Raw genomic sequence first — 23,987 nt, forward strand, 5'->3', positions numbered from 1 at the left:
GGTGTTCTGCTCCGGATTGGATCAGCCAAAACTGGCGCTAAGGGTACCGACTGTCATTGCCCAGCCATCAACCAGAACGAAGATCATCAGCTTGAACGGCAGCGAGATAATCAGTGGTGATAGCATCATCATACCCATTGCCATCAGTACGCTGGCGACCACAATATCGATAATGAGGAACGGGATAAACAGCATGAAGCCGATCTGGAATGCCGTTTTGAGCTCGCTCAACATAAAGGCCGGCATGAGCAGCAGAAAGTCGAGCTGGTCATAGTTATCCGGTGTTGGTTCGTTGGCAATTCGCAGGATCTGCTCAAGGTCAGTTTCACGCGTTTGTTGAAGCATGAATGTCTTGAGCGGTGGCGTTGCGGCATTGGCTGCTTCTTGCAGGGTGATTTTGCCTGCTTGGAAAGGCACGACGGCATCTTGGTAGATGGTATTGATCACCGGACGCATGATAAACAGGGTCAGGGTCAGCGCAATGCCGATCAGAACTTTGTTCGGTGGGCTCTGCTGCAGACCAAGGGCTTGGCGCAGAATACCCAGTACGATGATGATACGGGTAAAGCTGGTTACCATCAGCAACATGGCAGGCAAGAAAGCCAGCGCCGTCATTAGCAGGAAAACCTGCAGCTTGATGCTGACTTCTTCTTGGCCGCCTGGACCACTCATACTGAGCAGCGGGATGTCCTGTGCCAGCACCGGCTGGCACAAGAGCAAAAGGCCAACGGCTAGCAAAGGACGCCATTGTTTCACTTGGCTAGCCCTTTGAGCATGTCGCCTTCGTCGACAACGTCAATCAGGCGCAGGCCGTACTTGTTGTTGACGATAACAACCTCGGCATGGCCCAGCAGTGTGCCGTTGACTTTAACATCCATCGGTTCACCGCTCAGCTTGTCGAGCTCGATAACGGTGCCCAGACCAACATTCATCAGATCGCCCACCATCAGTTCGGTGCTTGCAACTTCCAACGTCAGGTTCACTGGGATATTGCGGATAAAGCTCATGTCTTGGGCGGAACGGCCATTGGCCTCGGAAGGCATGTTCTGCTCTAGGGTACCAAGATCGATATCATCAAGGTCAATTTTCAAATCATCAATATTTTCAGACATGGGTCTACCTAGGATGGGTTAATAATGTGTTGGATCTGCAAAACGAGGCTCGCGTTGTTTTCGGCAACCCGGGCCTTGAAAAGCGGGGTACTGCCAGCTCGAACCGTTACCTGCTCCGGAAGCTCTACCGGGATGACGTCACCCGGGCGGAGATCCATGACCTGTCCCAAGTTCAAGCGACGCTCGGCCAAGGTCGAGTGTAGTCGGACTGGTGCCTGACAGATTTTCTGCTGGATACGCGCCTGTAGCTCAGGATCGGTATCGATGTCAGCGGTCTGACACTGCTGATCGCGAAGGAAGTCCAATCCGGCAAAAGGCAGTGAAATTTCCAGCCAGCCAGATTTTTGGTTGCCGATTTCAATATTGAAGCGACATACCTGGTACAGCTGGTTGTTCTGGATCGGACTGAACAGGTTCAGGGTGTTTTTGGCCTGAAGCTGGCTGTTCCAGTCGGTGATGCTGTGCCAGCTGGTTGAGAACTGGTGGAGCAATGTTGTAAAGAAGCGTTCAACCAAGCGAAGCTCGGTGTCACTGAATTCTTGGTGGCGGGCACTTGAGCGGCCGTTGCCTCCAAAAAACAGATCAACCATGTAGAACAGCAGCTCACCTTCGATGGCAATGGTGCCATGCAGGTCGTGCGGCGTCACCATGAACTCACGGTACACTGAAGGCTTCTTCAATTGCTGGAGGTACTCCTGCAATTTCAAGGTGTCTTGCTGGACCAGTTTGAAATCTGTCTTTTGGCGAAGCAGGTTATGGAAGGCATGTCGTGCCAAGCGCTCAAACTGCTTGCCGATGTTATCTATGATCGACTGTAGGGCGCCAATTCGATGCTCTGGGCTCGCCAAGTCGAAATCACGGATGTCGGCTTGGTCAGGGCTGGCAATAACTTTGCTCTTATGGGTTAGCTTCATTATCGTGACAGTTATTCTACTAGTGGTTTTTGGTTTAATACCTGACTGGCTTTATTCCTAAAGACATTCAAGGTCACGGCGCGGATGGGTGATTATAATTAAAGCAGAGATATTTACTAATTAATGTGGCAAAAAAAATTGATCTTTTGCCCAAGATTAAAATCGCTGTAATTTTTATACTCAATACGGTCAAAAAATAACCACTATCGAGTAGCCATGTAATTTAGTATATTATTAATTGGAATTAGCGGCACCAAAACCAATTACCTTATTATATTACTCTGGTATTGTGGTAATGAAAATAGTTTCACTCTTATTAGTGATTTTTCCACGAAGAGTAATTATTGCCCTATCCCTAGCGCGTCAAAAATATGGCGTCAATAAATTCGCGTTGAGGATTTATTGGCAGTTGACACTTGACCTATAGTGTTTTCTCATAGTGCACTATTTCTCTTTGGTATGGATATTATTATATTAATACCATGCCAAAATGCACCTCAAGAATGCCATAATGGAATGGCTTCCTAGAAGGTGTATGCATTAAAGTTTTTTATAATAACGGCGTGAAAAATTTATCTTGGACGATGACGTATTTTTCCCGATTTCTTTAGTGGCTAACTTATATTTGTAAGTGGGTGTGGTTGATGTATATCCAGGCGGTACTGGCATGTTTTCTATTGCTATATTCAGTTGCGTCTCAAGCAACGTTGGTTAAATGGCACAATAGCCTAGAAGACAGTACATGGACATTTACCGGTAGCGCAACTGAATGTACGTTGAGCCAGCCTGTTCAGGGCTTTGGTACTCTGTCATTTAATTTGCAAGCTGGCAAACCGTTGTCTTTCCAACTTAGCAGTAATCGCGTTAAGCAAGATACGTATTTCATTGCATTGCATGTGATGCCGCCGGCTTGGGAAAACTTCGCCCCCTTCGAGCTCGAAGGGGTGGGATCGGCAATTGTTTCCGGGATTACCAGCAAAATGGTGATCAATAATGCTGCCCCGATGTTTGAGCAGTTAATGCAGGGTCATTGGCTCAATGTGGCGATCAGTGTCGCTAGCGGTGCGGCCAATATCGAGGTCAGCAATGTGCGCTTTACCCGTGCATCAGATGAGTTTCTTGCTTGCCAGAACCGTTTGTTGCCGATGGGCTTTAGCCAAGTCAGGGACAATACCTTCTTCTTGTCCCCTTATTCTACCAAGTTGTCAGAGCTTGACCTGATGCGATTGGACGGCATTGCCCGTTATATCGAAGCCAAAGGCAACATCAAAAAGGTCTTGGTTGACGGTTACATGAACAGTAACGCTCGCAACAGTATCAAGTTGCGTCAGTCAAAAGAGATTGCGGATGAACTGGCATCATTACTGATCGAGAGAGGCGTTTCGCCGAAGCTGATCAGCGTCCGGGTCCATGGTGGACGCTACCCTAAGGAGAAGGGTCAGCCAGCAGACAAGGGGCGGATTAGAGTCCGGGTCGTACAACAGTAGGGGCACAAGCTATGTGGCAAAAGAGCATTCTGCTGTTCCATCCTCGCCATGAGGCGTTGGAGCAGGTGTTGGCGTCATCGATTGCAGCAGATTTGAACATTGAGTGGGTGACTAGCCTACCTGAGTGTTTGGCAAAGGTTGCCGAGCAGCAATGGGATATGGTGCTGATCCCGGCAATTTTCGGCGAGGGTGTCGAAGCTGCTGAAATTATCCAGCAGCTGCATTGGCAGGATTGCCGCAGTGCTGTCGTTGTTCTGTCGGAAGTTCATCAGGCGGCGCAGGTGACTCGCGCCCTGAAAAAAGGTGCGATGGATTACCTGCTGTTGCCGTTTGAAGCCCATCACTTGAATCAGCTTTTGCAACGTATGGCCGTCATGAAAACGCAATCATCTCAAGTGGTTGCGGAGTCAGAGCAGAGTCGTCAGTTGTTCCAGTTAGCCCAACGGGTCGCTCAGACCGATGCCTCTGTGTTGATTAACGGCGAGAGCGGCACCGGCAAAGAGGTGCTTGCCCAGTTCATTCATCGTTCTTCAGCTCGCGAAAATGGCCCGTTTGTTGCAATAAACTGTGCAGCTATTCCCGAAACGATGATCGAATCGATTTTGTTCGGTCACAGCAAGGGGGCATTTACCGGCGCAGTGAGTGCCAATGCCGGCAAGCTGGAAATGGCCAATAACGGTACTTTGTTCCTCGACGAGATCGGCGAGTTGCCGATGACGCTGCAGACTAAGCTGCTGCGGGTATTGCAAGAGCGTGAAGTGGAGCGTCTGGGCAGCCACCAGAAGATCAAACTCAATATTCGGGTGCTGGCAGCGACCAACCAAAACTTGGAAAGCGCGGTAGCGGAGGGACGTTTTAGAACGGATCTGTATTACCGTCTCAATGTTTTTCCACTGACCTGCCCGCCTCTGCGTGAGCGCCCTGAAGATATTGTGCCGCTGGCCAAGCACTTGCTGAAGTGCCATCAGCCTCAGGGGACGAGCATGTTCACCGAGGCTGCCAAGCAGCGATTGCGTGAATACCAATGGCCCGGAAACGTCCGCGAGCTAGATAACGTAGTACAACGCGCCCTGGTGATGAGCCGGGGCTGTTTGATTCGTGAGGAAGAGCTGATGCTGCCAGCCATGATGGCTACGGCATCTCAGCCGATGGCCGTGCTGGGCAATGTCGATGAAGAGACGCAACCCCTGAACTTGCAGCAAAGCCGCAAGCAGGCCGAATTTGAGACGATCATCGCGACCTTGAAGCGGTTTAATGGCCATAGAAACAAAACGGCGCAGGAGTTGGGCGTGACCACTCGTGCGCTTCGCTACAAGATCCAAACCATGCGCGAGCAGGGGGTGGATATAGAAAAATTGCTGGCAGGTACCGACGGTACGGCCGAGCAAACCCTGATCAACTAAGCCCACATTGAGAACTGAGACCGAATAATGCAAGACAAAATCATGAACATGCAGCTACCGCTGAGCCAGATGAGCGAAATCCAGGCACAGATTCAGTTTGCAGAACCGCTGCAGATTGCGGCTAACCCTTTATCTGCCGGTGCGGATAAGCAGGTCGATTTTGGCAAGATCATTACTGATATGGTTAAGGATGTGGATCAGAAGGGCCAGCAGGCTTCTGCCAAGATGACTGCGGTTGATCTGGGACAGAGCGATGATCTTGTCGGTGCGATGGTTGCCAGTCAGACAGCAAGCCTGTCTTTTTCTGCAATGGTACAAGTGCGTAATAAGCTGCTGACAGCTTATGACGACGTTATGCGAATGCCGGTTTAAGGGGCTGTTCGGTGGCAGAAATGATTAAGCAGCGGCTAGGTAAATTGGCCAGCATGGGTAGCACAGGCATGGGCAACACGGGGATGGCCGCGCGCTCTCCGGCCTTGCGTAACCTGATGGTATTGGTATTGGTTGCCGCGATTGTAACCGCGGTTGTCGTGATTGCCCTGTGGCAGAGTAACAGCCAGTACCGGCCATTGTATGGCGAGCATGAGCAGTTTGACCGGGCACAGGTTATTGCCGTGCTTGAAGAAAACGGCATGGATTATTACATCGAACCGCAGCAGGGCCAGGTGATGGTCGAGCGCAGTTCGGTTGGCAAGGCGCGTATGGCGTTGGCAGCTGCTGGGGTAAAGGCCCAGTTGCCGACTGGTCTTGAAATTCTGGCGCTGGATGCCAGCCTAGGCACCAGTCAGTTTATCGAAAATGCCCGTTACCGCCACGGTCTGGAAGGCGAGTTGGCCCGCAGCATTATGGCGATTGATGCAGTGGGTAATGTCCGGGTGCATCTTGCTATTCCCAAGCAGACGTTGTTTGTTCGCCGCGATAAAGAGCAGGCCTCAGCATCGGTGGTGATTTCTCTGTTGCCGGGCAAGCATTTGGAACCGCATCAGGTGGCTGCGATCGTCAACTTGGTTTCAGGCAGTGTGACTGACCTGCCGCCGGATCGCGTCAATGTGATTGACCAGCATGGTAACTTGCTGTCGTCGCAGGAAGGGCAGGGACACGGTGGACAGGCCAATGCCGCTTATCTGAAATACCGTGACAACCTTGAGCAAACCTACATTGACCGTGCCGCTAAGATGCTGCAGCCGATGGTGGGTCTGGATAATTTCCGAGTAGAAGTCGCGGCTGAAATTAACTTTGACCGTACTGAATCGACAGTAGAAAGCTATGCCCCAGAAGGCGTAGTGCGCTCTGAGTTCTCGTCTTATGACCGCAAAGTGGGTAAAGATGCCAAAGGTGTTCCTGGGGCATTGAGTAACCGTCCGCCGGAAGAGGACGAGGAAAAAGATCCGAATATGCAAAACGAGCGCGGTGAGTCATCGCGTGATTATTTGGTCGATCGTACTCTCAAGCATGTTAAGTACCAGCAAGGTGCGATGGAGCGACTGAGTGTATCGGTGGTGATTAACGGCAAGGCTGACAGCTACACGCCGCAGCAGCTTGACGATATCAAGGTGATGTTGGGTAACGCGCTGGGCCTGACGGCTGATCGTGGTGACAGCATCAGCATTAACGTGTTCCCGTTCAGCAAAGCGGATAATGCCGCGATTGATGCCAATCCGGAATGGTGGCTGCAGCCAATTTGGCTAGAGTACCTGCGTTATCTGCTATCGGCGATCGTGGCATTGGTGATCCTGCTGGTCGTAGTCCGTCCGTTGATGCGCCTGCTAAAGGGCAACAACACTGAAGCGCAGCCACTGGCCAAAGCAGCCAACAGCAAGACGCTGCCGGCCGCCAAGGACGGTAAGGATGCCGATGCGCTGGAAAGCGAAACCGACGGCGAAGGTAAGAGCAAGGCCAAGATCAGCGCCGAAGAGGTGGTTGCGAAAGCCGTGGAAGCTGGAACGATTTCCATGAGCCCGGTGGTGGAACGAGAGAGCATTTTGGCGGATCTGCCAAGTCCTGAGACTGGCTTGGAAGTACAGTCTTCTTACTTGCAGATGCTGTCAGAGAAAGAACCCGAGCGCGTTGCGCATGTTGTAAAACAATGGATCACACCGAAAGATGCAGACAACTGAGATTAAATCGGACATTGAACAGGCAGCTATTTTGCTGCTTAGCATGGGCGAAGATGCTGCAGCGAATGTGCTGCAGCAGCTGGAGCGCGAGCAGGTACGCCAGTTGTCAATTGCAATGGCGGGGATCCCGGCGGTCAAGAAAGATCAGGCAGAAGCGGTATTCCGCCGTTTCTTTGAGGATTTTCGGACTGAATCGGGGATCTCCGGGGCATCGCGCAATTATCTGGAGCGCACCCTGAACAAGGCGCTGGGGCAGTCATTGTCCCAGCCGTTGCTGGACTCGATCTATGGTGATTCGCTCAAGCATAACTTGCAGCGTCTGCAGTGGCTGGAGCCGAACAAGCTAGCAGAACTGATCGCCGGTGAGCACCCGCAGATGCAGGCCGTGTTTTTGGCCTATCTGGATCCTGAAGTGGCGACCAAGCTGTTGGGCTTGCTGCCATCCGAAGGGCTCGATGATTTGCTGTACCGACTGGCGAACCTCAACGAGATTCACCCGGACATGATTTATGAGGTGCAGGTGCTTCTCGAGAAGTTCCTTGCTCAGGTCGGCCAACAGAACAGTACCATGATCGACGGTACCCAGAAGGCGACCGAAATCATCAACCGTCTTGAGGGCCGCCGTAGCGAGGCCGTGCTTAACGGTTTGCGTACGCTGGACCCAGAGCTGGTGAGCAAGCTAGAAGCCAAGATGTACAACTTTAGCCTGCTGCTTCGCCAGAGCGAAGAGACCTTGGACCGTCTGGTGACCGAAGCCGATCAGGACATGCTGGCGACTGCGCTCAAGGGGGCAGATGCCGAGCTGCTTGACCGTATCTTTGCCACTATGCCTAAACGTGCCGCGCAATACTTGCGCGAAGCCATTGAAGGTAAGGGACGAGTACGTATCAGCGCCGTCGAGGAAGCCCGAGATCAGTTGGTGCAGTTGCTGCGCCAGCTTGCTGAGCAGGGTGAGGTCGAGCTGCAGCTGTTCAGTGAACCGGTGGTGGAATAATGAGAAAAGATCAGTCCGTGACGGTAATTACTCCGGGATTGGGTGGTTTTCGCAACTACCACTACCCGCCGTTGGTTGATGCGCCTGACGATGACCTGTTTGGTGATGAGGGTGGCTCCTACCAGGACGAATTCAATAACGGTTTCCAAGATGGCCTGCAAAAAGGCCATGAGCAAGGCTATCAGGACGGCATGAACCAAGGGCTTCAGTCCGGTCAGGTTCAGGGGCTCGAGCAGGGCCGCCAGCAAGGCCGGCAGGAAGGTATGCAGCAAGCCAGCCAGCAAGTGGCAGGCGTGGTGCAGTCGACCAACCAGCTTATGGAGCAGATCCAGCTGGCCTTCCATCAGCATGTTCAGCAACAGAGCGAAATGCTGTGTGATTTGGTGATGAAAGTCGCGCGCCAGGTGATTCGTGCCGAATTGGCATTGCAGCCGAGCCAGCTGGTGAACCTGATTGAGGAAACCCTCGCTCAGTTGCCCGACCACAAGCCGGATCTCAAGGTCTATTTGAATCCGCAGGACAGTCAGCGTCTGACCGAGTTGGTACCTGAGCAGGTGGCGGCGTGGAACCTGATTGCCGATGATACCCTGGCTATCGGTAGTTGCCGTGTCGTGACCAGTGACTCTGAAGCATTGGCTGACAGCGAAGAGCGATTGGCTGCGTGTATGGATGTGGTAAAGGATACTTTGTTAGCTGATGCGTAATTTATCCGAAGAACTTGCCACCAAACTGAGTATGGCCATGGATCGGGTGCCAGATGTGCCGGTGGCCCGCACCTACGGGCGTCTGGTGAGGATGGCTGGTCTGACGATGGAGGCGGTGGGATGCCGCCTGTCCACCGGGCAGCGTTGCATGGTGGAAACGGATCAGGGCGACTATATCGAAGCTGAGGTGGTGGGTTTTGACCGCAACGCTTCGGTACTGATGCCTATTCGACATGCAACGGGGTTGCGCCCGGGTAGCCGCGTGCTGCCGCTGCATGGCGACAGCAAGATCAGCGTCGGCTACGGTATGCTGGGCCGGGTATTCAATGGCCTTGGCGAGCCGCTGGACGAAAAAGGTGCTTTTACCCAAGAGCACCGGATCAACTTGCAGGGCGAGTCTATCAACCCGCTCAAGCGTCTGCCGATTTCACGTCAGCTTGATGTTGGTGTCCGTGCCATCAACGGCATGCTCAGTGTTGGCAAGGGCCAGCGTATGGGTCTGTTTGCCGGTTCGGGTGTGGGTAAGAGTGTCCTTCTGGGCATGATGACCCGCAACACGACGGCTGAAATTACCGTGGTGGGGCTGATTGGCGAGCGTGGTCGTGAGGTTCGAGAGTTCATCGAGCACTCATTGGGCGAAGAAGGCATGAAGCATGCCGTGGTCATTGCCTCCCCGGCCGATGATCCGCCATTGATGCGTTTACGCGCATCGGTACTGTGTCACCGGATCGCCGAGTATTTCCGCGATCAGGGTCATGACGTGCTGCTTTTGATGGATTCGCTGACCCGCTATGCGCAGGCCCAGCGTGAGATCGCGTTGGCCGTCGGCGAGCCGCCGGCAACCAAGGGCTATCCGCCTTCGGTGTTCAGCTTGCTGCCGCAGTTGGTGGAGCGGGCCGGTAATGGTGCGACCGAGCGGGGATCGATCACGGCTTTTTATACCGTTCTGTCAGAAGGTGATGATCAGCAAGATCCGATTGCCGATGCCGCACGAGCTATCCTCGATGGCCATATCGTTCTGAACCGAGAGCTTGCCGAGCAGGGGCACTACCCGGCGATAGATATCGAGCAGTCGATCAGCCGTGCAATGCCGCAGGTGGTGAGCCCTGAGCAGTTGTCTCAGGCACAGCGGGTCAAGCAGCTTTACAGCCGTTACCGTCAGGTTCAGGATTTGATTTCGCTCGGTGGTTACCATCCGGGGCAGGATCACCAATTGGATTTGGCCGTTCAGAGTTATCCGATGATTTGTCAGTTCCTGCAACAGAAGATGAACGAGAAGGTGACGCTGGAAGATAGTCAAATGCAGTTGTTGCAGTTGTCTGGAGGACAGTTCTGATGCGTCGGTTAGCGGTACTTCAAACCTGGCAGCGTCAGCAGGAAGGCAAGTTCGACGAGCTCAAGCAGAATCAGGGCCAGTTGCAGCAGCAATACAATGCTCACCAGCAACGCCTTGAATTGCTTGAGAGTCTGCCGGGGCAGTACTCCTTGGGTCATGGCGTGGAGACCTCGGCATTGTTGCTCAAGGGGATCGGGCGTTTCCGCCATCAGGTCGATAACTTGGTGAAGCTTCAACGTCAGGAAATGGCGTTGACGGAAGTGGAGATGCGCAGTGTCAGTACTCGGCTTGTCAACCAGCACCGTCAGGTCAAGATGGGTGAAAGTCTGATCACCAAGCGGGAGTCGGCATTGCAGTCCCGTCGTGACAAGCAGGAGCAGAAAATGTTGGATGAGCTGGCTATGCAGCGCTTTATGCGCCGCCGCTAGCGATTCATGAGCGGTCTATTGCGAACGGTTTGTGGTGTCGTGGATAAGCGGGCCGTTAGATCCCCGGCCCGTAGCAGTACTGCTGCTCGGGTTTGAGCAGTTTGTCGATCATCTGTTTGTGGCGTGCCAGCAGGCGACCGTTTTGGTTGTTGAGCTCTTGGCACTCTTGGGTCAGCTGAAATAGCTGTTGCCACAACTGTTGCCCCTGTTGACCGAGGGTGGCAGGCAGTGCTTTGAACAGGCGCTGCATCCCGCTATCATCTGGGCTCAGTCCCATTTTTTCCAGAACCTGTGTCCTTTGCTGGGCATGGCGATATAGATCCCCCATCAGAGCGTTTAGCTCATCATTGAGCGCAGGCAAGGTACGACTGTCCCGGTTGACCAGCAGTTGGTGCTGTTGCTTGAGCTTGGCAGACAGTTGCTGGTAGCCCTTCACATCGCGAGAAAGCTCCGTCAGCAGCTGTTTGATGGCTGCACTATGGTTGCTCATTACGCATCGCCTTGGTAGAAGTCGAGCATTTTGTCAGCCAGGCTGTCGAGGTTGACGCTGTTGTCACGGCTGCGTAGTAGGGCTTTGGCCGCGGCGACTTTGTCCATGTCCACATCGCTGTGCTGGGCGGCATCATGCTTGGCCTGCTGCATTGGTGACAGGTTGTTTTTTGCCGGCGCTACGTCAGAGGCGGGTTTTGCCTCGGCTGCGCTGGTTGGCCGAAGTGTCGGCTGGGTGTTGAACGTTACTTTTCCAATCATTTTCGTTGCCTGTGTATCGGTGGGCTACGGGTCTATTTTGAACTAGCGACCACCCCTTAAGCGATCTTAAGATGAAAGAGTCAAAAAGTTGTCTCTACGATATTGGCCGACTTAACTGTCGCGGTGATGGTTTTCCCCGACGACTGGTTGCGTACCCGAATCCGCTCCCCTTTCTGTCCATCTTCTAACGCAATGCCTTTCATGCTGGCGGTAAAGCTGTCGCGCTTGGCCCTGATTGTGACCATATCGTCTCGTCTGATCAAGGTTGGCAGCTCGATCATTCTTGGGGTCAGCACGGTGCCGGCACTTAATTTCCGCTTGCTGAGCTTGCCGCTGACTTTGGCGATGGCCGTAAAGTACCCCAGCCTGAGGGATTTCAGGCTCGTTCGGCGCAGTATGAGGTGTTTGCTGCTGAGTACCTGCTCCCGATCGACATTGCGGCGCAAGGTGACCAGCGGCAGGAAAACATCCACATCGGCACGAACCCGTGTCTTCCAGTATTTGGGTTGGTGGCACTCGGCGGTGACCGTCACCCGGCCTAGCGGCCGTTCGGCTCGGTTCATGCTGAGCGAAATGGGTTCTCCACAGGGGGCGGGCACGTCTATCGGCTTGATATCGATACGATAGTCCCGGCTTCCTACCGTGCGGGCATACTGGCTGACCTGCTTGGTCAGGTAGCGCTCGACTTGCTGTTGCAGCGGATGGCCTTGCACCGGAAAGGCAATACCTGACAGCAATAGGTATAGTCCGGCAAGGCCGGGTGTTCCTGTGCGGAAGTAGGAGTTCCGCATTGTGTCATTCCTGATCGTCATTTGGTGTTAAGTGCCTGATACGGCTTTAGGATAAAGTTGGCATGATAAGTGCATTAACCCGCCTTCAATGATTGGAGGCAGCGAGCTGATGGCAATCGATTTTGAACAGGCCCTGGGGGTACACCCTAATACATTGGCCTTTAGAACACAACGCGCAAAAGTGTTGGCGAGTAACCTGGCCAATGTGGATACCCCGCACTACAAGGCGCGGGATATCAGTTTCAGCCAGGCGATGGAAGAAGCGGCATCGGCATCGCGCCACAAGCACCTTGCCCGCCGTCACCAGAATGTGGAACACGAATTGATGTACCGGCTGCCGCAGCAGCCTTCACAGGATGGAAACACCGTTGAGCTCGGTGTCGAGCAGGCGGAATTTGCCGGTAATGCGATGGCATTCGAAACCAGCATGACTTTTCTCAATATGAAACTCAGCGGCCTGAAAAAGGCGATTAACGGGCAGTAAGCATGTCATTTTCAAGTATTTATGAGATTGCCGGTTCGGCCATGACGGCGCAGACCATCCGTTTGAACACGGTGGCGAGCAATATGGCCAATGCCGACGTGGTTGCAGGATCCGACGCGGAGGGCTATCACGCCAAGCGTCCGGTGTTCTCGACCGTGATGATGGATTTGGATAACGGTACGCCGGGCGCCAAGGTGAAAGTGGATTCGGTGGTGGAAAGTGACGAGCCGTTGCACCGCCGCTATGAGCCTAACCACCCGAAAGCCGACAAAGAGGGCTATGTCTTCTATTCGACGGTCAATGTCGTGGAGGAGATGGCTGACATGATGGCGGCATCGCGTAGCTTTGAGACAAACGTTGACGTAATGACCCGTGCCCGCAGCATGCAGCAAAGCATTTTGCGCCTTGGTCAAACTAGCTAGGAGAGGCAATGAGCTTAGCGCAGGTAAAAACAACGGCCCAGTACAGCCATGAATCGGTGCGTACCGCATCGGAGCCAAATGTACAGCAAAACGGCCAGGTGCCAACCAGCAACAGTTTTCTGACCATGATGGTTGCTCAGATCCAAAACCAGAACCCGCTCAACCCGACGGACGGTACCCAGTACCTGACCCAGTTGGGGATGATGTCGGCGGTTGAGAGCCTGGAAGGGGTCAAGATTGGTTTGGCAAACCTCAACATCGGCATGACCAACGTAGAGATGCTTCAGGCGACCAACTTGGTTGGCAAGAAGGTGTTGATGGAAGTCAACGGTGAGCTTGAAGTGAGCGAGAGCCAGACGCTGGAAGGTCGCGTTAAGTTCGATAAGCCTGTCGATAAGGCCACAGTGATGGTTTACAACGACAAGGGCGAAGTGGTCGACAAGATTGAGCTTGGCCCACAAGGCTCGGGTATGTCCGAGTTCAAGATTGAGGGTGATGATCTGGGCAGTGGCGAGTATACCTTCGAGGTCGTGGCCGAGAAGGGTGACGAGGCCTGGACCCAGAAAATGATGATTGCGGCTGACGTTGAGTCGGTCAATATCCCTGCCGATGGTGGCGCAATTCTGCTTAGCCTGAAAGGCGTGGGCACCATGTCGATGTACGACATGCGCGAAATCACAGCCTGATAATCAAATATAACAAGGAGCATATAAATGTCTATTAATGTCGGCCTGAGCGGCCTGCGTGCTACCAGTGAGCAGATGAACACCATCAGCCACAACATTGCCAACGTGAATACAGCGGGCTACAAGTCGTCACGTACCGAGTTTCAGGATATCTACGCGCCGGAGTTCGGCGGTGGCCAGATGAACGGTGTTGAGGTTTCTGCGGTTCGCCAAAGTTTCGTTACCGGTACCACGACCCCGACAGGCCGTAACGGTGACCTTGCGATCAACGGCGAGGGCTTTTTCATGGTTAAGGCCAACGGCCAGAACATGTATACCCGTAACGGTGTGTTCAGCATGGATGCCGATGGTTACCTGGTAGCCAGCGACGGCAGCCGTCTGCAAGGCTATGGCGTAACAGCCACCGGTAACCTGCAGACAGGTTCGTTGAGTGACCTGCGTATCGGAACCGGTGATATGCCAGCCAAGCCAAGTAGCGATATTCAGCTGGGCCTGAACCTGGATGCGACGTCGGCGGTTATCGATCAGGCTAAATCGCCGTTCGACCCAGAAGACCCGACAACGTTCACCTCTAGCTCTACCACAACCGTCTATGACTCGCTGGGTGGTGAGCATGAGATGACCCAGTACTACGTCAAGACCGGCGAGAACCAGTGGGATGTGCATTACCGTGTTGACGGCGAACTTCCGACTGCGCCAGCGAGTGGCAAGGCACAATTGACGTTTGACCAAGACGGTAAGCTGACCAGCAGCAATGATATGGCGGTTTCCTTCAAGCCGAAGAACGGTGCGGGCGAACTGGCGATGAAGTTGCATGTTGATGATGTGACCCAGTTCGGTAGTGAGTTCACCGTGAACAAGAACACCCAGAACGGTTATGCGCCGGGCAAACTTGCGGGTTGGTACTTCGACACTGATGGTTCTGTGTATACCCGTTACTCGAACGGCCAGACTGAACAACAAGGCCAGATTGCCCTTGCGCGCTTCCCTAATCAGGAAGGTTTGCAGCAGGCGGGCGGTACCGCATGGACCCAGACGTTTGCATCGGGTGCTCCACTGACAGGTGCGCCGGGTACGGGTCAGCTAGGTGCACTGCGTACCGGTATGTACGAGAACTCCAACGTGGATCTGACCAGCGAGATGGTTGGCTTGATGTCGGCCCAGAGTAACTACCAGGCCAACGCAAAGACCATTCAGGTATCGCAGGAAATGACTCAGATCCTGTTCCAGAACCTGTAAGGCTAGCCGATGGATAAGATGATCTTTACTGCGATGTCGGGTGCCAGCCGCACCATGATGGCGCAGCAGGTTCACGCCAACAACCTTGCCAACGTTAATACGCCGGGGTTCCGTGCTGATATCGAACATGCCGATACGGTAGAGGTTCACGGCGAAGGGTTTGATACCCGAGCTTTGGTGGCAGCCCGTGCCGGTGGTACGGACTTCTCGGAAGGTACCTTGCAGCGTACTGATAACCCGTTTGATATGGCCATTCGCGGTCAGGGTTTCTTTGCGGTACAGGCTGGCGAGAATGACGAGGCATATACTCGGGCGGGTAATTTCCACCTGACTGCCGATCGCGAGCTGATGCTAGGTAACCGTCCAGTGATGGGTACTGGTGGGCCGATTGTTCTGCCGGAGTTTGCTCACCTAGACGTGGGTAGCGATGGCACGATTTCCATCGTCCCGCAGGGCGGTGGCTTGGTGCAGGAAGTTGATCGCCTCAAGCTGGTCAAGCCGGATGCTGGCAACCTGTACAAGGCGGAAGACGGCTTGTTCCGTCTCGCTGGCCAGGGCAACGCCGATGCCGATGATACGGTGACGGTTGCCTCGGGCTACCAAGAGAGCAGTAACGTCAATGCGATTGATGCGTTGGTCAGCAATATCACGTTGTCTCGGAACTTCGAATTCCAAGTCAAGATGATGAAAACGGCTGAAGAGCTGGCAACCGCCGGTAATAGAATTATTCGTGGCAGCTAACCGTTGTTGCGGGAATGTCCAGCAGCAGGTTCGCCTGCTGCTGTCTTATTAGGAGTTTCACTATGCACCCAGCATTATGGGTAAGTAAGACGGGTCTTGCAGCGCAAGATACCCAAATGCAGGTTATTTCGAACAACCTGGCTAACGTCAACACGGTTGGCTTCAAGCAAGACCGTGCGGTATTTGAAGATCTGTTCTACCAGATGAAGAAGCAGCCGGGTTCGATGGCCGACCAGCAGAACGAAGTGCCGGGTGGCCTTCAGCTGGGTAACGGTGTCCGGGTCGTGGGTACTCAGAAGCTGATGAAGACCGGCGCTTACCAGAACACTCAGGAAGCAATGGACTTGGCGATTATGGGTCAGGGTTTCTTCCAGGTAGAACTTCCTGATGGCACGACGGGCTATACCCGTAACGGCCAGTTCCACCGCAACTCAGAAGGCGCGCTGGTGAATGCCCAGGGCATGCCGCTGATCCCGGGTATCGAAGTGCCTGCCAATGCCAAGACGTTTACGGTCGGTAGCGACGGTATGGTTACCATTACCACTCAGGGTAATACAGATCCTGAGGAAATTGGCCAGATCACCGTGGTGAACTTCGCCAACCCGTCAGGCCTAGAAGCTCTAGGCGGCAACTTGTTTAGCGAAACAGGTTCGTCAGGTGCGGCGATCGAGGGCGTTGCCGGTGAAGACGGCATTGGTGCGATCAGCCAGCATACCCTGGAAGGTTCTAACGTGAGCGTGGTGGAAGAGATGGTCAATATGATCACGACCCAGCGTGCCTACGAGATGAATGCCAAAGTGGTATCAAGCGCGGATCAGATGCTGCAGTTTGTCAGCCAGTCAATGTAATAGCAGGGGCAATATGAGACAGATTTTACTACTGGCGCTCGCGATGCTTTTGTCTGGCTGTATTGCCCCAGTATCGGAAATTGTAGACAGCCAGCCGGAAGAGCATGAAGTTGATATGGCTTTTCCTGCATACAAGGTTGACCCTGACGGCAGTTTGTTCAGTGCCAACTACGGGATGGCGCTGTTTCAGGATCGTCGTGCATTCCGTATCGGCGATATCCTGACGGTTGAGCTTAACGAGCAGACCCGTTCAAGCAAGCAGGCTGGTACCAGCTTCGGCAAAACCAGCAGCGTAGGGGTATCGGCACCGACACTGGCTGGTACGCTTTACCCTAAAGGCCAGATGGCGCTTGATGCCGAGCGGGATTTTGCCGGTTCTTCATCGAGCTCCCAGCAGAACTCGCTGAGCGGCAATATCACCGTGATGGTGCAGGAAGTGCTGCCGAACGGCGTGCTGCGTATTCGCGGCGAGAAATGGCTCAAGCTAAACCAAGGCAATGAGTTTATCCGCCTGTCGGGATTGGTGCGTGTTGATGATATTGACGGCACCAACCGGGTATCATCCCAGCGCCTTGGCGATGCGCGCATTACCTATTCAGGCCGTGGTGCCCTGGCCAGTGCCAACGAGGCAGGCTGGTTGTCGCGGTTCTTTAACAGTTCATGGTTCCCAATTTGATGAAAAAGACACTATTGCTCGCGCTGACATTGCTGGTCAGCCCGGCTATGACCGCAGCCCGCCCATTGCTGAGTCTGGTTGATATCCAAGGGGTACGGGAGAACCAACTAGTGGGCTACGGCCTGGTGGTGGGCCTGAGTGGTACTGGTGACAAGAGCCAGACTAAGTTTACCTCGCAGTCGGTCAAGAACATGCTGAGCCAGTTTGGTGTTCAGCTTGGGGCGAAAGACGATCCCAAGCTGAAGAACGTGGCTGCGGTAGCGGTACATGCCACCTTGCCAGCCTTGGCGGGCAGGGGCCAGACGCTGGATATTACGGTATCGTCAATTGGTGATGCCAAGAGCTTGCGTGGCGGCACCTTGTTGCTGACGCCGCTAAAAGGTGTCGACGGCCAAGTGTATGCGATGGCCCAAGGTAATCTGGTGGTAGGCGGTGTGAACGCCCAGGGCAGCAGCGGCAGCGGTGTGACAATTAACATTCCTACCGCGGGCCTGATCCCAAACGGCGCAATCATTGAGCGTGAAATCCCGTCGTCATTCCAAACCTCGTCGGAACTGGTTCTGAACCTCAAAGACCCGGATTTTGGCACGGCGCGTAAAATCGAGCGTGAAATTAACACATTGTTTGGCCCTGGTGTCGCAACAGCAGAAAGCCATGCTCGAATCAAAGTTATGGCACCGCATGAATCGAGCCAGCGCGTTGCTTTTCTGGCGATGCTGGAGGATGTTGATATCGTACCGCACAAGGAATATGACAAGGTCGTGTTCAACTCCCGGACCGGCACCATTGTTGTCGGCAAGGAAGTGCGCGTGCATACCGCAGCGGTCAGCCACGGTAACCTGACGGTTAGCGTGATGGAGAAATCCAACGTGAGCCAGCCAAATGCGTTTGGTCGCGGCAATACAACTGTCACGCCTGAATCGGATGTGAGTATCGATGAAGAGCGAGGTAAGGTGTTTATCTGGCCGCAGAGCGAAGGCACGACCTCGCTGCAGACCATTGTTAATGCCGTTAACAGTTTGGGGGCATCGCCGACCGACTTGATGTCGATTCTGATCGCCTTGGACGAAGCTGGAGCCCTTGAGGGCGAACTCATTGTGCTGTAAGGAGCCAACGGGATGAAAGTATCTGAATTTGAGAACCACTCCCCCCTCTACAACGATATGTCGAGCCTGCAGGCGATCAAGAGCAATCCGGATCAGCAGCAGGCGCTAGAGCAGGCGGCCGAACAGTTTGAGGCAGTGTTCTTGCAAAGCGTGCTCAAACACATGCGGCAGGCCAGCGAGGCCTTGCAGGACGAGAGCGACGACAACCCGTTCAACAGCCGCCAGCAGCAGTTCTACCGTTCGATGTATGACAGCCAGCTGGCGATAGAAATGAGTCGCCAGAAGAGCCTAGGTATTTCAGATATGCTAGTTAAGCAACTTGGGCACCACGAAGCATTTAAGCCGCAGTCGCAATTGGTCGCTATTACTGGACAAGGAACAGCCTTGGCGCCGCAAGCTGAAAACAGCTTGGCGCAGACGCCGGTCGCCCGACATCCTTTCAGCCCAGTGCAAAACTGGGCGCTGTCGGCTGGCCCGCTGGCTGAGCACATCAATAACCTAGGTGATCCAGAAGAACAATGAGTCTAATTAATATCGGATTGTCCGGCCTGAATGCATCCAACGCGGGGCTGTCTGTGACCGCCCACAACACCACCAACGTCCTGACCCCGGGTTACAGCCGTCAGCGGGTCGGTTTTGGTGCTCAGGTCAGCGGTAGCATGGGCGCCGGTGTCGGCGTGACGAGCGTCGAGCGCATGGCTGACAACTACCTTAACCAGCAGATTTACAAGCAGCGCGGCTCGTGGGGCTACAACTCCATCAGCTCGCAGTACATGCAGAAGGCCGAATCGCTGCTCAACAGCGACAGCACCAGTGTCAACACGGGTCTTGACCGTTTCTATGCGGCACTGGGTGAAGCATCGACTGCCCCGCAGGACATTGCCCACCGCCAGAGCATTATCAGCCAGAGCCAGTCCATGGTTCAGCGTTTCAATAACCTGAGCAGCCAGTTGGAAAACCAAGCCGATCAGGTCAATGGTCAGCTGGATGCCTCTATCTCTGACGCTAATACGCTGATGGCCAGCATCGCTAGCCTCAACGAAAGCATCAAGGCGAACTCGGCCAGCGGCAAGGATGTCAGCAGCTTGCTGGATACCCGTGACGAGGCGATCAAGCAGCTTTCCGGCATGATGGATGTCAACACTACCTACAATGATGACGGTACCGTGAGCCTGATGCTCGATCGTGGCCAGCCATTGGTGAACGGCACCAGTGCCAGCCAGCTAAAGAAAAGCAGCGATGGTACTTTGACTCTGCTGCGTGGTAATTCAGAACTGGCGATCGACGATAACCTAGGTGGTACCATCGGCGGCCTGATGAACTACCGCGATGGTGAGCTGAAAGATCTCCAGCGCCAGCTGGATGTAATGGCCTATAACTTTGCCACCCAGTTCAATGAAACTCACACCAAGGGCTTCGATTTGAACGGTGATGCTGGCGAAGCGGTGTTCGGCGGTGTTGATTCGATTGACGGTGCGGCCAAGAACCTGACTTTGCTGGTGGATGATCCGAAGAAATTGGCGTTCTCGTCAAAAGCCGATGAACCGGGTAACAGCGAAAACCTTGAAGCGCTTAATGATCTGCGCAATTCATCGGTGAACGTTGACTTGACCAAACTGACTGCTGAAGAGCAGGAAAAGTACGGTGATGCGGTAGGTCGCCTGAACGGCAAGTCGATTTACGAAGGTTACACTGGCCTAGTCGGTGACTGGGCGATCAGGACCGCCCAGCTTGAGGCGGATGCTAAGTCGTCAGAGTCGTTGGTCAAGCAGGCTCAGGGTGACCGCGATGCGATTGCCGGGGTGAACCTTGACGAGGAAGCGGCCAACATCATGGTGTATACCCAGATGTACCAGGCTAATGCCCAGGTTATCTCGACAGCGCAGCAGCTGTTCGATGTTACTATGTCTATGTTCCGCTAACGGGAGGCTGCAATGCGTCTAAGTACATCCCAACTTAATGATGTCATGCTGACCAGCATGCAGACCTCGACCACCGGGGTTAACAAGGCCTTTATTCAGCTTAACAGCGGTGAGAAGATGCTCAAGCCATCTGACGATCCGCTAGGTTCGGTCCAGTTGATGATGCTGGACCGCGAACAGGCAACCATTGACCAGTTCCAGAAAAACATTGCCAACCTCAAAGGGGATTTGGCTCAAACTGAATCTAATATTGATGCCAGCAACAATGCCCTGCTGCGGGTTGAGGAGCTGACCAACAGTATCCTCAATGCCAGTAACTCGACGATGGAAGGCCGCGAGGCGATCGCCACCGAGCTGGAAGGCTTGCTTGATCAGCTAACGGATATTGCCAACAGTAAGTCACCAAACGGTGATTACATGTTCTCCGGTACCAAGACCGATACTCAACCGATAGCCAAAGATCCGGCGACAGGCAAATATGTCTACAACGGTAACAGTGATCAGCGCGAGGTTCGGATTGACGAATCGATGACGGTACCTGCTAACCAGACTGCTGATTCTATGTTTTTTAACGGTGGTGATGATATATTCAACACCTTGGATCAGTTGGTGACAGATTTGCGCGATCCGGCGGTAGCGGGTGACAGCCTGACGAGTGCCGTGACCAGTGCCCAAGGTTCGATTGAATCAACCCAGAACTCAGTCAACAAAGTGATGACTGCGGTGGGTGGTCATATGAATTCGCTAGAGCGTGTTGATGGTGCCCATGAGGACAACAAGCTGCTCAATAAGAATATGATCAGCGAGGTTAAAGATCTGGATTACAGTGAGGCCATTTTGGATCTCAATACCCAGATGGCCGCATTGCAGGCAACCCAGATGACCTACAGCAAGATCCAGAATCTCTCATTGTTTAAGTTGATGTAATCGCACAGCAAGATAGGCGAGGCACCTTTGGTTAACCATATTAATTCCAGCACCGGTACCCTGCGCAGTGGTGACAGCACCCAGCTTGGCCGGGTTGCGAGCCAGCAGCCGGTTGCTCCGCTTTCGCGGGTAGTGGAAAAGAAAGAAGATTCGGCGCGGCGTCAGGGAGCCGGCAACCAGCATACATCCAGTATGCTGGTGCAAACCTCTCGCGCCCACCGTCAGGCCGCTCAGGCCGAAAGTGCCATGCAGGCGCTTAAAGATGCCAACAGCTTGTTGGGTCAGTTGCGTAACATGGCTCGCCGTTCGTTGAACGCGCAGGAAAACAAGAAAGACCAGCTCCAGCAGTCGTTGCACCAACTCAAAGGCAAACTGGTTCGTTTGACCCGTGAAGCCAGCTACGGCGGCGAAGCGGTGTTGCATCATGATTTGACCCCTAGGTTGGATGGAGATGCCCAGACCGAGCAGTTCTCGATCAAAGGCATGCGTCTGAATACCATGCGCCAGCAAGACGAGATCTTGCGGTTCCAGTTCGAGGAAGGCCAACCTTCTTCGGTGCGCGCTAAAATTGAATCGCATCATTCGACGGATGAAATTGCGGCAGTGCTGGATAAGGCGTTTGCCCCGCGTGATATCAAGGTTGGGGTCGACCGCTACGGCGATCTGTCTTTTACTGCCCCGAAAGAGGCATGGCCGGAAATCCGCCGTGGTGTTTGGATGTCAGGGGGCGGCCAAGTGTTGCCGTCGGGCAGCCCGGTCAAGGCCAAGGTGGAAAACCGCGACAAGGGCCAGGTTGAACCGCAACAGCTAGAGTTCGGCAAGCCGCAGTCAACCCGCAAGGCACTGGCGGATATCGACCGGATGATGCAGAAGGTGGCTCAGTCGCTGGCACAGATCGAGAAACAGCAGCAGGCTGTAGTTCAGCAGCTCGAAGAGGTCTCTCGTAGCATTACCGCCAAGTCCGGTGTGATCAACAGCGATGGCAGTATCGAGGCCAGCTGGTTGCAGGCGCCGGAAGACGTGTCGTTGTTACTGATCGACAACGCGGTACCGACCTTGTTGGCTCAGGCCAACGCGACCCGCCACAACGTCGTGGCGCTGCTGGAACCGGCGGTATAAATTTCGTTTATATAAAAGCGTATTAGAGATAAACGCCAAAGGGCGAGGAATAAGAAAGGGGATAACTCTTTATTGTTCCTCGCCCTTTTGTTTTGTTCTTTGCGCTGTCACGTGATCCGAACTGTTGCTGTTTTTGTGTGTTCTTTTTGTATATTCGGGGCAACTCGCTTTGGGGTGGCATGTTTCGTGATAACGGGGTATGCCTGTGGCGTATTTCTATATTGTTCTGTTTGTCTCGTCATCCTGCTCGGTTTGAATTTGTTGTCTTGCTTCCAAAAAACAGTGCCATGAAAAAAAAATGCGAAAAAGGGTTAAGTGAACAGGTTAGGGGGTCGCTTGATGGAAATAGCAAAAGCTTAACCGCCGGCAATCAAGCCGGGAGATGTTAGTCCATATAGAGGAATCGCCCCATGGCAATGACTATCAACACCAACTTCGCATCAATGAATGCGCAGCGTAACCTTCTAGGTACTCAGGGTTCACTGAATACTTCTCTACAGCGCCTATCTACTGGCCTACGTATCAACAGCGCAAAAGATGACGCTGCTGGCCTACAGATTGCTAACCGTATGACTTCTCAGGTTAACGGCCTGAACGTTGCTAAGCGCAACGCTAACGACGGTATCTCTATGGCACAGACTGCTGAAGGTGCACTACAGGAATTCACTAACATCCTGCAGCGTCAGCGTGATCTGTCTGTACAGGCGAAGAACGGTTCTAACTCTAAGTCTGACATCGCAGCACTAGACAAAGAATTCAAATCTCTAACTAAAGAACTTGACCGTATTGTTGAAACAACAACTTTCGGCAAGGGCGAGAAGTTGTTTGATAAACTAGGTAAAGGTGTTGATTTCCAAGTAGGTGCTGATGTTTCAACGCCTCCTGCGACTGACACTGCAACTCTAACTACAGCAAGCAAAGCAGATGCTCAGCAACTAGTAAACGATGCACTTGCTGGTCTAGGTCTAGACACACCTGAAGATGCGAAGAAGCTAGCTACGCTAAATACAGTACTGACTAACCTAACAGGTACTGACTATACTACAGCAGCAGAAGTTACTATTGATAAACTAGGTGCAACAAAATCAGGTTCAGACGAGAACTCAGCACTTGCTGATGCTCAGAAAGCTATTGATGATCTAGGTCTAAGCGATTATGTAACACTTTCTGCTGCTACTACAACGAAGGACGGTGGCTCAGTTAAGCTTGAAGTGACAACTGGTGATAAAACTTCGCTAACAAACTTGAAGAATGTTGCAAGTAAACTGACACCATTTGTGGATGCGACTTCGGGTGAATTGAAGGATGCTGCATTTACTGATAGCAATGATGTGAAAGCACTTGCTGACGATATGAAGACTGCATCAATGGCATCTGAAATTCTACAGCCAACCGATCCAAACGTGATCAGCGTGAAGCTAGACAGCACTAAGTTGAGCACAGATTCTTTGGCTCCAGGCCTAACTGATGCAGCTTCTGCTGGTAAGGCAATGGAAAACATCGATGCGATGATCGATGCAGTTGGCGCAGTACGTGCTGACCTAGGTGCGACTCAGAACCGCTTCCAGTCAACTATCAACAACCTGGGCAACATCGCAGAAAACATGTCTGTTGCTAAGGGTCGTATCATGGACGCAGACATCGCGGCTGAATCTGCAAACATGACTAAGCAGAACACCATGATGCAGGCAGGTATCACTGTACTGTCTCAGGCAAACCAGATGCCAAGCATGGTTTCTCAGCTACTACGTTAATCGATTCTTCCTATCGATTTTCATTTC

Annotated in this window: 27 protein-coding genes; 21 read left to right on the forward strand and 6 right to left on the reverse strand. The window is 53.3% G+C overall.

Annotated features, from left to right (window positions below; genetic code table 11):
* Positions 1–21: 21 nt before the first annotated feature.
* Genes fliP through ACSF8X_RS03195 form a run of 3 tightly spaced genes read right to left on the reverse strand, consistent with a single transcriptional unit; the run spans position 22 to position 2,026 of the window.
* Positions 22–756, reverse strand: a complete 735-nt coding sequence (fliP, locus tag ACSF8X_RS03185; protein ID WP_047878414.1) for a flagellar type III secretion system pore protein FliP — start codon at positions 754–756, stop codon at positions 22–24.
* Entirely contained in the window at positions 753–1,112 is a 360-nt protein-coding gene (fliN, locus tag ACSF8X_RS03190) for a flagellar motor switch protein FliN (RefSeq protein ID WP_047878413.1), read from the reverse strand. Before fliN ends, fliP begins: the two co-directional genes overlap by 4 nt.
* An 8-nt stretch (positions 1,113–1,120) precedes the next feature.
* Positions 1,121–2,026 (reverse strand): flagellar motor switch protein FliM, encoded by a 906-nt coding sequence (locus ACSF8X_RS03195; protein ID WP_047878412.1) that lies wholly within the window; start codon positions 2,024–2,026, stop codon positions 1,121–1,123.
* Positions 2,027–2,670: 644 nt separating this feature from the next.
* Here ACSF8X_RS03195 and ACSF8X_RS03200 point away from each other — a divergent pair.
* The 8 genes from ACSF8X_RS03200 to ACSF8X_RS03235 are packed head-to-tail and all read left to right on the forward strand — an operon-like array spanning position 2,671 to position 10,495.
* Entirely contained in the window at positions 2,671–3,513 is an 843-nt protein-coding gene (locus ACSF8X_RS03200) for an OmpA family protein (RefSeq protein ID WP_047878411.1), read from the forward strand.
* Between the two features lie 11 nt (positions 3,514–3,524).
* Positions 3,525–4,916, forward strand: a complete 1,392-nt coding sequence (locus ACSF8X_RS03205; RefSeq protein WP_500850686.1) for a sigma 54-interacting transcriptional regulator — start codon at positions 3,525–3,527, stop codon at positions 4,914–4,916.
* Between the two features lie 27 nt (positions 4,917–4,943).
* Positions 4,944–5,288 carry a flagellar hook-basal body complex protein FliE gene (gene fliE, locus ACSF8X_RS03210; protein WP_047878410.1) on the forward strand — a complete coding sequence of 115 codons (345 nt, stop codon included), beginning with the start codon at positions 4,944–4,946 and terminating at the stop codon, positions 5,286–5,288.
* Between the two features lie 20 nt (positions 5,289–5,308).
* Complete coding sequence (gene fliF / locus ACSF8X_RS03215) at positions 5,309–7,033, forward strand: flagellar basal-body MS-ring/collar protein FliF (protein WP_500851136.1); 1,725 nt, start codon at positions 5,309–5,311, stop codon at positions 7,031–7,033.
* Positions 7,020–8,027, forward strand: a complete 1,008-nt coding sequence (gene fliG / locus ACSF8X_RS03220; RefSeq protein ID WP_047878409.1) for a flagellar motor switch protein FliG — start codon at positions 7,020–7,022, stop codon at positions 8,025–8,027. Before fliF ends, fliG begins: the two co-directional genes overlap by 14 nt.
* The gene (fliH, locus tag ACSF8X_RS03225; RefSeq protein WP_047878408.1) at positions 8,027–8,731 is read left to right on the forward strand and encodes a flagellar assembly protein FliH; all 705 of its coding nucleotides are present in this window, start codon (positions 8,027–8,029) and stop codon (positions 8,729–8,731) included. Before fliG ends, fliH begins: the two co-directional genes overlap by 1 nt.
* Complete coding sequence (fliI, locus tag ACSF8X_RS03230; protein WP_500850687.1) at positions 8,724–10,067, forward strand: flagellar protein export ATPase FliI; 1,344 nt, start codon at positions 8,724–8,726, stop codon at positions 10,065–10,067. The genes fliH and fliI overlap by 8 nt, the downstream gene beginning before the upstream one ends.
* Positions 10,067–10,495 carry a flagellar FliJ family protein gene (locus tag ACSF8X_RS03235; protein WP_047878407.1) on the forward strand — a complete coding sequence of 143 codons (429 nt, stop codon included), beginning with the start codon at positions 10,067–10,069 and terminating at the stop codon, positions 10,493–10,495. Before fliI ends, ACSF8X_RS03235 begins: the two co-directional genes overlap by 1 nt.
* A gap of 55 nt (positions 10,496–10,550) precedes the next feature.
* On the opposite strand, the gene ACSF8X_RS03240 is transcribed toward ACSF8X_RS03235, so the two are convergent.
* From ACSF8X_RS03240 to flgA, 3 genes are all read right to left on the reverse strand, one after another.
* The gene (locus ACSF8X_RS03240) at positions 10,551–10,985 is read right to left on the reverse strand and encodes a flagellar protein FlgN (RefSeq protein WP_500850688.1); all 435 of its coding nucleotides are present in this window, start codon (positions 10,983–10,985) and stop codon (positions 10,551–10,553) included.
* Positions 10,985–11,245: a flagellar biosynthesis anti-sigma factor FlgM gene (locus ACSF8X_RS03245; RefSeq protein ID WP_047878405.1), complete on the reverse strand. Its 261-nt coding sequence runs from the start codon at positions 11,243–11,245 to the stop codon at positions 10,985–10,987. The genes ACSF8X_RS03240 and ACSF8X_RS03245 overlap by 1 nt, the downstream gene beginning before the upstream one ends.
* Before the next feature lie 80 nt (positions 11,246–11,325).
* Positions 11,326–12,036, reverse strand: a complete 711-nt coding sequence (gene flgA / locus ACSF8X_RS03250) for a flagellar basal body P-ring formation chaperone FlgA (RefSeq protein ID WP_500850689.1) — start codon at positions 12,034–12,036, stop codon at positions 11,326–11,328.
* Positions 12,037–12,145: 109 nt separating this feature from the next.
* On the opposite strand from flgA, the gene flgB reads away from it, so the two are divergent.
* The 13 genes from flgB (at position 12,146) to ACSF8X_RS03315 (ending at position 23,960) form a co-directional block, all read left to right on the forward strand.
* A complete protein-coding gene (gene flgB, locus ACSF8X_RS03255; protein ID WP_047878457.1) occupies positions 12,146–12,520 on the forward strand; it encodes a flagellar basal body rod protein FlgB in 375 nt (124 codons plus the stop codon).
* Positions 12,521–12,522: 2 nt separating this feature from the next.
* A complete protein-coding gene (flgC, locus tag ACSF8X_RS03260; protein WP_047878404.1) occupies positions 12,523–12,942 on the forward strand; it encodes a flagellar basal body rod protein FlgC in 420 nt (139 codons plus the stop codon).
* An 8-nt stretch (positions 12,943–12,950) separates the two neighbouring features.
* Positions 12,951–13,628, forward strand: coding sequence for a flagellar hook assembly protein FlgD (locus ACSF8X_RS03265; RefSeq protein WP_500850690.1), 678 nt, complete (start codon positions 12,951–12,953; stop codon positions 13,626–13,628).
* Between the two features lie 27 nt (positions 13,629–13,655).
* The gene (gene flgE, locus ACSF8X_RS03270; protein WP_500850691.1) at positions 13,656–14,867 is read left to right on the forward strand and encodes a flagellar hook protein FlgE; all 1,212 of its coding nucleotides are present in this window, start codon (positions 13,656–13,658) and stop codon (positions 14,865–14,867) included.
* A 9-nt stretch (positions 14,868–14,876) separates the two neighbouring features.
* Positions 14,877–15,608, forward strand: coding sequence for a flagellar basal body rod protein FlgF (locus tag ACSF8X_RS03275; protein WP_047878401.1), 732 nt, complete (start codon positions 14,877–14,879; stop codon positions 15,606–15,608).
* A gap of 62 nt (positions 15,609–15,670) precedes the next feature.
* The gene (flgG, locus tag ACSF8X_RS03280) at positions 15,671–16,456 is read left to right on the forward strand and encodes a flagellar basal-body rod protein FlgG (RefSeq protein ID WP_047878400.1); all 786 of its coding nucleotides are present in this window, start codon (positions 15,671–15,673) and stop codon (positions 16,454–16,456) included.
* Between the two features lie 13 nt (positions 16,457–16,469).
* Positions 16,470–17,132: a flagellar basal body L-ring protein FlgH gene (gene flgH, locus ACSF8X_RS03285; RefSeq protein WP_047878399.1), complete on the forward strand. Its 663-nt coding sequence runs from the start codon at positions 16,470–16,472 to the stop codon at positions 17,130–17,132.
* Positions 17,132–18,238, forward strand: coding sequence for a flagellar basal body P-ring protein FlgI (locus ACSF8X_RS03290; protein ID WP_500850692.1), 1,107 nt, complete (start codon positions 17,132–17,134; stop codon positions 18,236–18,238). Before flgH ends, ACSF8X_RS03290 begins: the two co-directional genes overlap by 1 nt.
* Before the next feature lie 12 nt (positions 18,239–18,250).
* Complete coding sequence (locus ACSF8X_RS03295; RefSeq protein WP_053062418.1) at positions 18,251–18,760, forward strand: rod-binding protein; 510 nt, start codon at positions 18,251–18,253, stop codon at positions 18,758–18,760.
* Positions 18,757–20,160 carry a flagellar hook-associated protein FlgK gene (flgK, locus tag ACSF8X_RS03300; protein WP_500850693.1) on the forward strand — a complete coding sequence of 468 codons (1,404 nt, stop codon included), beginning with the start codon at positions 18,757–18,759 and terminating at the stop codon, positions 20,158–20,160. The genes ACSF8X_RS03295 and flgK overlap by 4 nt, the downstream gene beginning before the upstream one ends.
* Before the next feature lie 12 nt (positions 20,161–20,172).
* Positions 20,173–21,087, forward strand: coding sequence for a flagellar hook-associated protein FlgL (gene flgL, locus ACSF8X_RS03305; RefSeq protein WP_047878396.1), 915 nt, complete (start codon positions 20,173–20,175; stop codon positions 21,085–21,087).
* 27 nt (positions 21,088–21,114) lie between these two features.
* The gene (locus tag ACSF8X_RS03310) at positions 21,115–22,206 is read left to right on the forward strand and encodes a hypothetical protein (RefSeq protein ID WP_500850694.1); all 1,092 of its coding nucleotides are present in this window, start codon (positions 21,115–21,117) and stop codon (positions 22,204–22,206) included.
* A 410-nt stretch (positions 22,207–22,616) separates the two neighbouring features.
* Positions 22,617–23,960 (forward strand): flagellin N-terminal helical domain-containing protein, encoded by a 1,344-nt coding sequence (locus ACSF8X_RS03315; protein ID WP_500850695.1) that lies wholly within the window; start codon positions 22,617–22,619, stop codon positions 23,958–23,960.
* Positions 23,961–23,987 lie beyond the last annotated feature (27 nt).

The organism is Photobacterium panuliri (genome assembly GCF_059920555.1).